14 protein-coding genes are annotated in these 12,685 nt (G+C 62.1%); 3 read left to right on the forward strand and 11 right to left on the reverse strand.

Annotated elements, in window-relative coordinates; all coding sequences use genetic code 11:
* Window positions 1-151: 151 nt before the first annotated feature.
* Window positions 152-1,045, forward strand: coding sequence for a GNAT family N-acetyltransferase (locus tag OX462_RS13405; protein WP_409028664.1), 894 nt, complete (start codon window positions 152-154; stop codon window positions 1,043-1,045).
* A 6-nt stretch (window positions 1,046-1,051) separates the two neighbouring features.
* Here OX462_RS13405 and OX462_RS13410 read toward each other — a convergent pair whose 3' ends face one another.
* Window positions 1,052-1,750: a DAPG hydrolase family protein gene (locus tag OX462_RS13410; protein ID WP_409028665.1), complete on the reverse strand. Its 699-nt coding sequence runs from the start codon at window positions 1,748-1,750 to the stop codon at window positions 1,052-1,054.
* Between the two features lie 107 nt (window positions 1,751-1,857).
* Between OX462_RS13410 and OX462_RS13415 the strand changes: the two genes are divergently transcribed.
* Window positions 1,858-2,553, forward strand: coding sequence for a TetR/AcrR family transcriptional regulator (locus OX462_RS13415; protein ID WP_070311885.1), 696 nt, complete (start codon window positions 1,858-1,860; stop codon window positions 2,551-2,553).
* Here OX462_RS13415 and OX462_RS13420 read toward each other — a convergent pair.
* From OX462_RS13420 to OX462_RS13450, 7 genes are all read right to left on the reverse strand, one after another.
* Window positions 2,516-3,196, reverse strand: a complete 681-nt coding sequence (locus tag OX462_RS13420; protein WP_409028666.1) for a DNA alkylation repair protein — start codon at window positions 3,194-3,196, stop codon at window positions 2,516-2,518. The two genes, OX462_RS13415 and OX462_RS13420, sit on opposite strands and share 38 nt — an antisense overlap.
* 68 nt (window positions 3,197-3,264) lie before the next feature.
* Window positions 3,265-4,041 carry a peptidylprolyl isomerase gene (locus OX462_RS13425; protein ID WP_034756072.1) on the reverse strand — a complete coding sequence of 259 codons (777 nt, stop codon included), beginning with the start codon at window positions 4,039-4,041 and terminating at the stop codon, window positions 3,265-3,267.
* 111 nt (window positions 4,042-4,152) lie between these two features.
* A complete protein-coding gene (locus OX462_RS13430; RefSeq protein WP_070218374.1) occupies window positions 4,153-4,932 on the reverse strand; it encodes a peptidylprolyl isomerase in 780 nt (259 codons plus the stop codon).
* A gap of 113 nt (window positions 4,933-5,045) precedes the next feature.
* On the reverse strand, window positions 5,046-5,348 hold the full coding sequence (locus tag OX462_RS13435; RefSeq protein ID WP_225317325.1) for a BolA family protein: 303 nt from the start codon (window positions 5,346-5,348) through the stop codon (window positions 5,046-5,048).
* Window positions 5,345-5,974 carry a septation protein A gene (locus OX462_RS13440; RefSeq protein WP_099411909.1) on the reverse strand — a complete coding sequence of 210 codons (630 nt, stop codon included), beginning with the start codon at window positions 5,972-5,974 and terminating at the stop codon, window positions 5,345-5,347. Before OX462_RS13440 ends, OX462_RS13435 begins: the two co-directional genes overlap by 4 nt.
* Window positions 5,975-6,048: 74 nt before the next feature.
* Window positions 6,049-6,450: a peptide-methionine (R)-S-oxide reductase MsrB gene (msrB, locus tag OX462_RS13445; RefSeq protein ID WP_070218372.1), complete on the reverse strand. Its 402-nt coding sequence runs from the start codon at window positions 6,448-6,450 to the stop codon at window positions 6,049-6,051.
* A 9-nt stretch (window positions 6,451-6,459) separates the two neighbouring features.
* The gene (locus OX462_RS13450) at window positions 6,460-7,938 is read right to left on the reverse strand and encodes a protein adenylyltransferase SelO (protein ID WP_227741972.1); all 1,479 of its coding nucleotides are present in this window, start codon (window positions 7,936-7,938) and stop codon (window positions 6,460-6,462) included.
* A gap of 214 nt (window positions 7,939-8,152) precedes the next feature.
* On the opposite strand from OX462_RS13450, the gene OX462_RS13455 reads away from it, so the two are divergent.
* On the forward strand, window positions 8,153-9,805 hold the full coding sequence (locus tag OX462_RS13455) for a 3-(methylthio)propionyl-CoA ligase (RefSeq protein WP_070218371.1): 1,653 nt from the start codon (window positions 8,153-8,155) through the stop codon (window positions 9,803-9,805).
* A gap of 6 nt (window positions 9,806-9,811) precedes the next feature.
* On the opposite strand, the gene OX462_RS13460 is transcribed toward OX462_RS13455, so the two are convergent.
* The 3 genes from OX462_RS13460 to OX462_RS13470 are packed head-to-tail and all read right to left on the reverse strand — an operon-like array spanning window position 9,812 to window position 12,682.
* Window positions 9,812-11,344 (reverse strand): chemotaxis protein CheW, encoded by a 1,533-nt coding sequence (locus tag OX462_RS13460; RefSeq protein WP_409028667.1) that lies wholly within the window; start codon window positions 11,342-11,344, stop codon window positions 9,812-9,814.
* Window positions 11,331-11,861 carry a chemotaxis protein CheD gene (locus OX462_RS13465; RefSeq protein ID WP_121669543.1) on the reverse strand — a complete coding sequence of 177 codons (531 nt, stop codon included), beginning with the start codon at window positions 11,859-11,861 and terminating at the stop codon, window positions 11,331-11,333. The genes OX462_RS13460 and OX462_RS13465 overlap by 14 nt, the downstream gene beginning before the upstream one ends.
* A complete protein-coding gene (locus OX462_RS13470) occupies window positions 11,858-12,682 on the reverse strand; it encodes a CheR family methyltransferase (protein WP_409028668.1) in 825 nt (274 codons plus the stop codon). The genes OX462_RS13465 and OX462_RS13470 overlap by 4 nt, the downstream gene beginning before the upstream one ends.
* Window positions 12,683-12,685: the final 3 nt, after the last annotated feature.

Below are 12,685 nucleotides of genomic sequence, written 5' to 3' on the forward strand. Positions count from 1 at the left end.
GTGCTTGTGCGATTGCGCTCTACGGTTGATGGATGACGCCTCAATATGCCACTGGCGACGAATCTTGTTATTATCGCAGTAAACCACGCCGCGACAGGGGCGACAATGTTACCCTTTGCAACTTTCCATCGACTTCACAACAGGTACACGCATGGCGCTTGCCAACGATACACGCATTTCGCCCACGGCGGTGGTCCAGGCGCAACTGGACGCCTACAATGCCCACGACGTGGCGGCCTTGCTGGCCATTTACGCCGATGACGCACAGCAATTCCAGCATCCCGATACCTTGCTGGCCCAAGGCAGTGCGCAGATCGGCCCCCGCTTCACGGCCCGTTTCGCCGCCAGCAAGCCCCATGCGCAGTTGCTTAACCGCATCGCCTGCGGCAAGCTGGTGATCGATCATGAAATCGTCCATGGCGACACGGACGATGGGGTGTCGGCACAGGAACTGGTGGCGACCTATGAGGTGGAGCAGGGCCGCATCCGCCGTGCCTGGTTCAGCTTTGGCGCGTTGACGCGCCTGCGCGTGGCGCTGCCGGCCGACGTGCCTGCAATGAATGCGCTGATCGCCCGTTCCGGCGTGGTGCTGAGCGCGGGATTCTATACATTGGAACAGGCCGAGGCCGTGACGCGCCACGTGTTCGGCGTCGATACGCAGCTCGTTGCCGACCGCACGTATTTCGTCATCGAACGCGACGGCGTCATGCTGGCCTGCGGCGGCTGGAGCCGGCGCGCCACCCTGTACGGTGCCGACCGCGCGAAGAGCGGGCCGGACCCGCTGCTCGATCCGGCCAGCCAGCCGGGCCGCATCCGCGCCTTCTTCGTGGAACCGGCCGCGGCGCGCCAGGGCCTGGGCAGCATGCTGATGCGCCATTGCGAACGGCAGGCGCGGGCCGCGGGTTTTAGTGCACTGGAGCTGGCCGCCACCTTGCCCGGTGTGCCGCTGTACCTGGCCAGCGGCTTTTCCGTCACGGAAGATTTTCACCTCGACTTGCCCAACGCGATCAAACTGCCGCTGGCGCGCATGCACAAGCGGCTGTAAGGCTCTTTACCAGGGCAGCGGCGCCTTTTCGCCATTGGCGTGCTCGCCGTAGTACAGCGACGGTAAAAAGCGCGACAGATAGGTAAATTCGCTGTAGCAATGGCGCAGCAAATTCAGGCCGAGCACGTCGGGCACGTCGCGCACGGGGTCCAGGCTATTGCGGCCCAGCAAGAAGCGGCTGCGCAGCACGCAGCCCGTCGGCGTGTCGCGCGTCAGGTGCAGCATTTCGCCATCGAGCGGGTCGCCCTGCGGGTCCAGTTGCACGTGCTCGCCAAAGCCGATGCGGGCACAGACGGCGGCCGACAGCGCGCCGCTGTCCCTTGCCTGCTGCAGCTGCACCGGGTCGAAGACCTCCTTTGGATCATGGAACTTCAGCTTGGCTTTCACGGGTGGAATATCGCCCAAGGACTCCACTGCCTCGATCGAGGCGCCGTAGTAACTCTCTCCCTTTTTCCACGCGCTGTTCCAGCCGTGATGGGCCACGTGGTCGTGCGGATGCCACCACTTGATGTGCTGCGTCGTCTCGAAAAACGTAAACCACCAGTCCAGCATGCGCCCGCTGCAGCCGTGCAGCTCCGTGCGCGCCGCCACCAGCAGGCAGCCATTTTCCAGGCGCGTGATGCCCGTTTCCAGGTGCAGCGGGAACGGGTCGAGCAAGTCGCCCGTACCGGTGATGCTCCATGGGAATTCAATATGCTTCGTCATGTCGTTCTCCTTTGTTTGGGTGAAGCAATTATATATTAAAGAAACGCATAATGTTTCCTAAATGTGTTTCAGTGTAAAATTGCCCATCGATCAAGCTTGGAGCCGGCATGCAGGAAGAAGAGAGCAAGGCAGAGAGCAAGGCTGTGCGTGGACGGGGCCGTCCGGCGCGTCCGCCCGAAGAAGCGCGCGAGGCGGCCGTGCAGGCGGCCACCTGGCTGCTGCTGAATGAAGGTTATGCCGCCACGACCATGGAAGCGGTGGCGCGCCATGCGGGCATGGCAAAAAAGTCGCTGTATCAGTATGCGGCCAACCGCGAGGAACTCGTGGCGCTGGTGGTGCGCGGCTGGACGGACGCCTTTTTACCGGCCATGGCGCACGATGCGGCCGCGCCCGGTGAAGTGCTGCCATTACTAAAAGAGATCTTGCAGGCGATGGCCGCGCGCGTGTTGACGGCGGACGCCGTGGGCCTGTTCCGCCTGCTGTGCACGGAGTTTCCCGCCCGCGCCGATTTGCTGGCCGTGTATCAGCGCAACGGCATCGAGCGGGGTACGGCCTTGCTGGCCCAGTGGTTGCAGCGCCAGGCCGCGCGCGGCCATCTGGTGCTGCAGGATGGGCACGATGGGCACGAACTGGCCGGCTTGCTGCTGGCCATGGTGATCGCCGAGCCGCTGCGGCAGATGGCGCTGGGCTTGCTGGCGCCCGTGCCGGCCTGGGATGCGGCACCGCGCATCGACGCGGCGCTGCGATTGCTGGGCGGTCAGTCGTTCAAGGTCGCTGGTGCTTTAGCGCTTCGCGGTAGCTAAGGGGAGAGAGCCGTTGGCGGTGCTCTGTGGCAAACGCTAGCACCTCTGTCGGGGCGTGGCGCGCGTAATCGCGCAGGGCCCAGCCGATGGCCTTGCGGATGAAAAACTCGTCTTCGTGGGCCAGCGCCAGCGCCGCGCCGAACAGCCAGGCGGCATCCGTGTCGGCGCGCCAGCCCAGCTGGTGCAGCATGGCGATGCGGCGCAGCCAGAGGTCCTCGTGGCGCAAGGCGCCATCCATGTGCGCATGGCCATCGCCGCCGCGCCGGTGCTCCGCCTGCAGCACCTCGCCCACGATGCCCGCCATGCCGTCGACGCTGTCCCACCACGCGCGCTGACGCGCCAGGCCCAGCAGGGCGGGGAGGTGTTCGACGCCCAGTTGCCGCCGGTGCAGGGCCAGCATGTCGAGCGCCACATGCTGGTATTCACGCTCTGGCTGCTGCCACAGCAGTTGCGCATGTTCCAGCAGCACCTCGGCCCCCACGCCTTTCAAGCCCGCCAGCAAGCCCCTGGCGGCCAGCCGCCGCTGTGGTGCCGCCACGCCCAGGAACACGAACTGGCCGCGCATGTAGGCCTGCATGGGCGCTGCGCGGCCCGGTTCGGCGGCCGCTTCCAGCGCGGCTTTCAATTCTGCATGTAGATTCATGGCATCTCGCTTTCTTTCAGGCGTAAAAAAAGCGCTCACCGGGAGCGCTTTTTCATGCCGATCCAATATTACTGAATCTTGGCTTTTTTCATGAGTTCATCGCGGTAGGCGGCGAGTTTTTTCTGTTGCAGCGACTCAGCCACCTGGCCCTTGACTTCTTCCAGTGCCGGCAGCTTCGTCGGACGGGTTTCTTCCAGCTTGATCACGTGGAAGCCGAATTGCGATTGCACGGGCGTTTGCGTGACCTGGCCTGGTTTCAGGGCGACCATGGCGTCGGAGAATGGCTTCACGTACGAAGCCGGGCTAGCCCAGTCCAGGTCGCCGCCATTGGCTGCGGAACCGTCTTTCGACACTTTCGCCAGTTCTTCGAACTTGGCGCCGCCTTTCAGCTTGGCGATGATGTCTTTCGCTTCCGCTTCGGTGGCCACCAGGATGTGGCGTGCATGGTATTCCTTGTCGCCCGCTTGTGCCTTGAACTTGTCGTATTCGGCCTTGATTTCAGCGTCCTTGACAGGGTTTTTCTTGACGTAGTCGGCCAGCAGAGCATTGATGATGATGCTTTGACGGGCATTGTCGATCTGCGACTTGACTTCCGGACGCGTGCCGTAGCCTTGCTTGTCGGCTTCCTGGATCAGCACTTCGCGGCCGATCAGGTCTTTCTTGATGGCTTCGCGCAATTGCGGCGAATCAGCTTGCTTGCCTTGGGCGACGACTTGCTTGACGACCTGGTCGACGCGCGACGATGGGATGGCCTTGCCATTCACGGTGGCCACGTTTTGCGCGAACGCAGGGATCGCGACGACGGCGACCAGGGCTAAGATCAGGCGGGCTGGCTTCAAAATCATGTTCATTCCTAATAAATATACTAAAAATCGATATACGCGACTGGCGCGCAGTGCGCATTCAGGCGCAGAATACACGACCGGCGCCGAAAAGGGCGCCGGGGAGGTCAGTTCTTACTGAACTTTCGCTTTTTTGATCATTTCTTCCTGATACGCTTGCAGTTTCTTTTGCTGCAGCGCTTCGGCGATCTGTGGCTTGACTTCTTCCAGGGTCGGCAGTTTTGCCGCGCGGGTGTCGTCCAGCTTGATCACGTGGAAACCGTTAGGCGTTTGCACCGGGGTGTCGGTAACCTGGCCTTTTTGCAGTTTCACGAAGGCGTCCGAGAACACTTTCGGGAACGACGACGGGGCTGCCCAGTCCAGGTCGCCGCCATTGTCGGCCGAACCGGTATCTTTCGATTGCTTGGCCAGATCTTCGAACTTGGCGCCGCCTTTCAGCTTGGCGATGATGTCTTTCGCCTCTGCTTCGGTGCCCACGAGGATGTGGCGTACGTGGTATTCCTTGTCGCCCGTCTGCGCCACGAAGCGGTCGTATTCGGCCTTGATTTCAGCGTCGTTGACCGGGTTCTTTTTCAGGTAGTCGCCGACCAGGGCGTTGATGACGATGGCTTGGCGTGCGTTCTCGATTTGCTGCTTGACGGCTGCATCTTTACCGAAACCTTTGTTTTCCGCTTCTTGCATCAGCACTTCACGGCCGATCAAGTCTTTCTTGATCATTTCGCGCAGTTGCGGCGAATCCGGTTGCTGGCCTTGGGCGACGACTTGCTTGACGACTGCATCAACGCGCGACGATGGGATAGGCTTGCCATTAACAACGGCAACATTTTGCGCAAAAACAGGTACCGCGACAACGGCGAGTAGTGCGATCAGCAAGCGGGCTGGCTTAAAAGTCATTATTAAATCCTGTTAGGGAAAGTTTCGTAAAAAACGCATGGGAAGAAAACGCGTGCATGGCGCTTGCGGCAAATGGCATACCAAGTTGCCCCGGTACGCCAAAAACGCCGTCCTTACACTACTTCGGACGGCGCCAGGGCCACAATCGCCAATGCATGTATCTCATTATGCATCATATCGTGCACGGAATCATACACCAGTCGATGACGCATGACGAGTCTGAGCCCCTCAAATTGACTAGAAATTATGCGTAGATTGTAATGGCCTCCGCCCGAGGCGGCGCCCGCATGGCCCCGGTGGCGTGCCGAGTCGTCTTCCAGCACGCATTCCAGAGGGGAAAGTGCCGTTTCCAGGCGGGTACGAATGCGCTGCATGCGCGTTTCCGGCGCGGTGTTTTCAGTGGTGGAGCTCATCATGCGTCTTCCTTGATATGTTTGGCCAGGAACAGGGTTTGCGCCACGATGAAGGCAAAGAAGATGCCCGTCGCGCCAAACGCTTTAAAACTGACCCAGGCGGCCATGTCGCCCTTGTACAGCACGAAGGCGACGAACAGGTTCAGTGCGCCGATGGCGCCGAAGAAGATGATCCATGCGGCCAGCAGCTGGTTCCAGACGGCATCGGGCAATTGCACTTGCGCTTCCATGGTCTTGCGGATCAGGTTTTTCTTGAAACCCACGTGGGCAATCAAGAGGGCCAGGCCGGACAGCCAGTAGATCAGGGTCGGCTTCCATTTCAGGAAGAAATCGTCATGCAGATAGATGCTGGCGCCGCCGAACACGACAAAGATGAACAGCGACAGCCACAGCATGCCGTCCACCTTGCGCCCGCGCAGCAGCAGATAGCTGACCTGGCAAGCCGTGGCGACGATGCCGACGAGGGTGGCAAGTATCCACGGCGCCTGGTCGGCCTTGATCAGGCCGCCAGACACGAAGCCGGACAAATATTGCTGCACGAAATCGTGCGTGGCCGCTTCATACATGCCGCCCAATTTGAAGGCGGTGAAGAAGGCAATCAGGGGGAATAGGTCGAATAGAAATTTCATGGCGAGACTTTACACTGGTCTTATTAGAATCATCTTAGGAATGGCTTAGGAGCAACGCCCAAGCCATCGCCAGATCAAGGCTGCGGATCGAAGCGCAAGGAGGCCGAATTGATGCAATAGCGCAAGCCGGTCGGCGGCGGGCCGTCCGGGAAGACGTGGCCCAGGTGGGCGTCGCAGACGGCGCAGACGATTTCCGTGCGCACCATGCCGTGGCTGCGATCGACGATTTCCGTGACATTCGCCGGGTCCAGCGCCTGGAAGTAGCTGGGCCAGCCGCAGCCGGAATCGAATTTGGTGTCCGACGCGAACAGGGGCGTGTTGCAGCAGACGCAGGTGTAGATGCCGTGTTCATGGTGGTCCCAGAACTTGCCCGTGAAGGCCCGTTCCGTGGCCGCGTGGCGCGTGACTTCGTATTGCATCGAGTCGAGCATGGCGCGCCATTCGGCGTCGGTTTTCTTGACTTTATTCGTGGTCATAATGACTCCTCAGGATGAGCAACTGACTTCAAGGTGGCTGGCCCAGTCGGGCGGCAGGGCCGCATAGTGCTGGTGTTCGGGCTGTTCGTCAAATGGCTTTTGCAAAACTTCCAGCAATGTCGCCACTTCCGTGTAGTCCTGCTGCTGGGCTTTCTCGATGGCCACTTGCGCCAGATAGTTGCGCAGCACGTATTTCGGGTTGACGCCGTTCATGGCCGCTTGCCGTTCGGCATCGACGCTGTTTTCCAGCAAGAGGCGCGCGCGGTACGTCGCCGCCCACGTATCGAAGGCGGGCCGGTCGATGAACATGTCGCGCAGCATGGTGTCATGTTCGGGCGCTGCCACCTGCAGTGTAGACAAGGCGCGGAAGAAGTTCGTGAAATCCACATGATTGGCTTGCATCAGCGCAAACATGTTGTCGAACAAGGCCGTATCGCCGTCCTGGCTCGTTTGCAAGCCCAGCTTGGCGCGCAGCAAGCTATTCATTTTCTCGGCGAACGCGCCCTGGTACGTGTCCAGCGCCGCCTGCGCCAGTTCCACTTCGCCGATCAAGGGCAGCAAAGCCTGGCCCAGCGCATAGCAGTTCCAGTGGCCCACTTGCGGCTGGTTGGCATAGGAATAGCGGCCCTGCTGGTCCGTATGGTTGCAGATGTGTTCCGCGTCAAACGCTTCCATGAAGCCGAACGGGCCATAATCGAGCGTCAGGCCCAGGATCGACATATTGTCCGTATTCATCACGCCATGCATGAAGCCGACGGCTTGCCACTGCGCGATCATGTGCGCCGTGCGCACGCAGACCTCGGCCAGCAAGGCCTGGTATGGATTTGCTGCGACGCGCAACTCGGGATAAAAACTGTCGATCACGTAATCGGCGAGGATTTTCAGTTCGTCCGGCTGCTTGCGGTAAAACCAGTGTTCGAACGAGCCGAAGCGCACAAACGTGGGCGCCATGCGCGTGACGACGGCCGCCGTTTCCACCGTTTCGCGCATGATGCCTTGCTGCGAACCCATGATGGCCAGCGCGCGCGAGGTGGGAATGCCGAGCGCCGCCATGGCTTCCGAGCACAGGAATTCGCGGATGGACGAGCGCAGCACGGCGCGCCCGTCGCCCATGCGCGAATACGGCGTGGCGCCGGCGCCTTTCAGCTGCAGCTCCATGGGGCCGCTCGCTGTGGCGATATCGCCCAGCAGGATGGCGCGGCCGTCGCCCAGCTGGCCGGCCCAGACGCCGAACTGGTGGCCCGAATACACGGCCGACAGGGGCTGCGAGCGCTCGGCAACCGCATTGCCGGCCAGCAGCGCCACGTAATCAGGCTCGGCCAGACGCGCCGCATCGAGGCCGATCAGGGCGGCGGCGGCGGCGCTGGCGGCCACGAAATATGGGGCGGGCAGGGGCGTGGGCATCAAGCGCGTATAGAACGCGGGCGGCAGGGCCGCAAAGGCGTTATCCAGTGGTAAGGTATGAGCGGTGATGGCAATTCCAGTCAAATAAGGTGGACCGGCAAGGTGCGCCAGCCTGGAATGCGATTTTACCGCACCGCGCCAAGGCGCGTGGCGCTTGCCCATGCGGCTGGAAACGGAATCAAAAATTCCATGCTGCAGCGCAATATCGAAATGCGTTGACGATTTCCGCACGACCGTACGAAACTAGGAAAAATCTGTCAATTCCAACAATAACCGAGTAGCCACCCCAGGAGACACGATGTCGGCATTCCCCTTGAGTCCAGTGATGGGCCAGATGATGAATCAGCCCCTGCTGATTTCCAGCATTATCGAGTTTGCAGCGCGTCATTATGGCGGCAGCGAAATCATTTCGCGCCGGGTGGAAGGCGATATGCACCGCTACACCTACCGCGATTGCCACCAGCGCGCGCGCCGGCTGGCCAATGCCTTGCATGGCCTCGGCGTCGGCATGGGCGACCGGGTCGCCACCCTGGCCTGGAATGGCTACCGCCACCTGGAAGCCTATTATGCCGTGTCCGGCTCGGGCGCCGTCTTGCACACGATCAATCCGCGCCTGTTTCCCGACCAGATCGCCTACATCTCAAACCACGCGGAAGACCAGGTTTTATTGTTCGATCTGACCTTTTTGCCCGTGGTGGAGAAAATCGCCGCCGACTGCACCTTTGTCCGCCATTTCGTGCTGATGTGCGACCGCGAGCGGATGCCCGCCAGCAGCACCATCCCCGACCTGCTGTGCTATGAAGACTTGATCGCCACGCATTCGGACGACTACGCATGGCCCTTGTTCGACGAGAACTCGGCCGCCACCCTGTGCTATACGTCGGGCACGACGGGCAATCCCAAGGGCGCCCTGTATTCGCACCGCTCGACCGTGCTGCACGCGTATGCGTCGGCCATGCCCAGCGCCCTGAACGTGCGCGCCTCCGACACGGTGCTGCCCGTCGTGCCCATGTTCCACGTGAATGCCTGGGGCTTGCCGTATTCCGTGCCCCTGTCCGGCGCGCGCATGGTGTTTCCCGGCGCGGCGCTGGACGGCAAGTCGCTGTATGAATTGTTCGAGGCGGAAAAAGTGACGTTCTCGGCCGGCGTGCCCACCGTCTGGCTGGGCTTGCTGAACCACGCCTTGCAGAATAACTTGACGTTTTCCACCTTCCGCCGCACGGTGATCGGCGGCGCGGCGTGCCCGCCGGCCATGATGGATACCCTGATCGACAAGTTCGACATCGAGGTCATCCACGCCTGGGGCATGACGGAAATGTCGCCGCTGGGCACGGCGGGCGGCTTGCAGACCAAGCACCTGGACTTGCCGAAGGACGAGCAGCGCAAGATACTGCAAAAGCAGGGCCATGCGATCTACGGCGTGGACATGAAGATCGTCGACGATGACGGCAAGGAATTGCCATGGGATGGCGTGGCGTATGGCCATCTGCTGGTGAAGGGGCCGTGGATCATTTCCTCGTACTACAAGAACGAGGGCGGCGAAGTGCTGCAGGATGGCTGGTTCCCCACGGGCGACGTGGCCACCATCGATGCGGACGGCTACATGCAGATCACGGACCGCAGCAAGGACGTGATCAAGTCGGGCGGCGAGTGGATCGGCACCATCGACCTTGAAAACCTGGCCATGGCCCACCCGGCCGTGCTGCAGGCGGCCTGCATCGGCGTGTTCCACCCGAAATGGGACGAGCGTCCCGTGCTCGTCGTGGTGTTGCGTCCCGGCATGACGGTCACGCGCGACGCCTTGCTGCAGTTCTTTGAGGGCAAGATCGCCAAGTGGTGGACGCCCGACGACGTGCTGTTCATCGACGCCTTGCCCATGGGCGCCACGGGCAAGATCCAGAAGAACAAGCTGCGCGAGCAGTTCAAGGGACACCAGTTGCCGGGGATGTAAGGAATCCTAGGCCGCTCGCGGCAGCGCCGTCTCCAGCTTTTCCAGCAGATGATCGCACTGGAAGACGGACAGGGTCTGGCGCTGCGCATCCGTACCGATGTCGATCATTTCATCCATTTCGCTGCGTAAGTCGTCATGCTCTCCCGTGCGGATGATTTGCGGCGCCGCAAAGCGCTGGCTGTCGGAAATGGTCATGATGTTGTCGACGTGGTCGACGAGAAAGCCGTAGCGTTCGGCGCCCCGTTCCACGATCAAGATCTTGCCGCTGCTGGCGTCCGGCAGGGCCGGCATCGCATACAGCTGGCGCAGATCGATGATGCTGATCATTTGCTGACGCAAGTTGAGCATGCCGAGCATGCAGGCCGGCATCCCCGGCGGCGTGGTGATGGCGTGGCTGAAATCGATGATTTCGCGCACTTGCCCGATTTCCACGGCGAAGCGGGTTTCCACTGTAAACGTAATGTAGACGCGGCGCCGCGCCTTGTGCGTGGCGGCGCCCATTTCCGTGTCGGCTGGGTACAGGCGCGCGTGGCCGTCGCGCATCTCGACGATCTCCGCCTGCGACAGGATGTCCTTGTGGTTCAGGAAAATGATGTCGCCCAGGCCCTCTTTCGTGATGCAGCCGGCAAACATGGCGGCGCGCGCCTTGCTCAGCAGGGGAATCGGCAACACCTGGTCGCCAAAGAAATGCACGATGCTGTCGACGGAGTCGACGAGGAAGCCCACGGTCGTGCCGTCGAGGCGCACGACGATGACGCGCTGGTCCGGCGTGGCTTCCCTGGCCGCCTTGTCGTACGCAGGCGCCTGCAGCAGGGCGCCGAAGTCGACGACGGCCACCTGGTTGCCGCGGAAATGCATGCGCCCCAGGCACAGTTCGTTGTTCAGCACGGAACTGTGCAGTTCCGGCACCTTGATGATTTCCTGGATGGCCAGCATTTCGAAGGCAAACGTGGCGCCGGCCGCATGGAAGCTGACGCATTGCCGGCGTTCGCTTTGCGCATGGTAGCGGGCCGTGCTCAGCTTGGCGCCCGTCGCCTGCAGCGCCAATACGTGGGGCACGTTTTCGATGCGCAGCAGGGCGTGCGGGTCGAGTATCTGCAGCAGGCGCGCGCCGCCATCGAGCAAAATCGTGCCGGCGATGACGGCCTGGCTGTCGCTGGCCGCATATTGCAGGGCGCTGCGCGCGCTGGCGGGCACGCGCAGGATTTCGCCCGTATCCTGGAAGACGATGCCGATCAGTACTTGCTGGAAATCGAGGATGGCGATCTTGTCCGTGCCCACGGCGCGCGGCGCATCGGCGCGGAACAAGCGCCCCAGGTTGACCACCGGAATGACGCTGCCGCGCAAGGTGAACATGCCTTCCAGATAGGCGGGCGACAGGGGCAGGGCCGTGACTTTCGCGGGGTAGTTCACCACTTCGCGGATGCAGCTGGCGGGCAGGGCGAATTCATCGCCGCCCAGGTGGAAGGAGCCGAACAGTTCGGCGGCCGTGTCGCTTGCGCCATGGGCCTGCAAGCCCGTCGCTTCATGCATATCCATATGCGCCTTCCTTGCGTGGAATCCATTCGGGTGGTGCCACCACCTCGGTGACGGCGTAGCTGTGCCGGGCGCAATCGATCAGCAGCTGGCGGCCGTGGCGGCCTCCCAGCGCGCAAAAACTGACGTGCAAGCCGCACTGGGCCAGGTATTTTTGCGCCGCTTCCGCGTTTTGCCGGCCCACCTGCAGGCGGCCGTGGACGTGGGCGGGGCCGAACATGCTGGCGCCGCCTGCCAGCACCACCTCGATATCGGCATAATCGGCCTGGCGCACGCCCATCAGGCGCAGCAGCGAGGGCACGGCCTGGCTCACATAGCGGGCGCCAAGGGCATGCTCGGCCCCGGGCGCTTCCGGCAGCAAGCAGTGGGCCAGGCCGCAGCAGGGGCCGTTTTTCCAGATGAAGCCGATGCCGATGCAGGAGCCGAGCAAGGCTTGCAGCTGCTCTCCATGCGTACCGACGCTAAGTTGCCCCATGCCAACATGTTGCGGCGCCAGGCCATGTTCGATGATGATGCTCATGCGCTGCCCGCCTTGTAAATCATGGGAAATTCGAACTGATAGCCGGTACCGAGGCGGGCGATGGTTTCCGACTCGCCCAGAATCAGCCGGCCTTCATCCTTGAGACTCAGGCGCGTCTGGCGCAGCACGGTTTCCTGGTGCACCGCGTCGAAATAAATCAGTACATTGCGCAGGAACACCAGGTCGAATTGGCGCGCCGGGCGCAGCGCTTCGAGCAGGTTATGCTGGGCAAAGATGACGTGTTGCCGCAGCTCGTCGTTGACCTTGACGCCATACGGCGCGGGCGAGAAATATTTGCGCAGCAAGTCCGGGTGCGACAATCGGATGCGCTCGACGGAGCGCCCGCTGTACTGGCCGGCCTTTGCCGCCGCGAGGATCTGCTGCGAAATGTCGCTGGCCAGGATCTGGTAGCGGAAGGCGGGCACTTGCAGCTTGAATTGCTCGCACAGCATGGCGATCGAATACAGCTCCTCGCCGCTGGCGGCGGCCGCCGACCAGATGGCGAGGCAGCCGTCGGGATGGGCGCGCGCCCAGGCGGGCAGGTAGCGGTCGCGGAAGTAGTCCCAGACCTGCGGCGTGCGGAAGAACAGGGTGTCGTTGGTGGTCACCAGGTCGATGAAATGGGCGACCTCGTCGCGGTCGCTGGCCACCCGGTCCAGGTAAGCCTGGTAGCTGTGCAGGGACAGCGCATGCAGCCGTGGCTGCAAGCGCCGTTCCAGCAAGACGCTCTTGCGCGCGGTCATGGCGATGCCCGTATGCTGGCGCACCAGGGCGATCAGGGTCGTCAGCACCTCGGGCGTCAAGGTGGCCGCGTGGCTCATGGC

The organism is Janthinobacterium aestuarii (assembly GCF_046113285.1).
Taxonomy (GTDB): Bacteria; Pseudomonadota; Gammaproteobacteria; order Burkholderiales; family Burkholderiaceae_D; genus Janthinobacterium.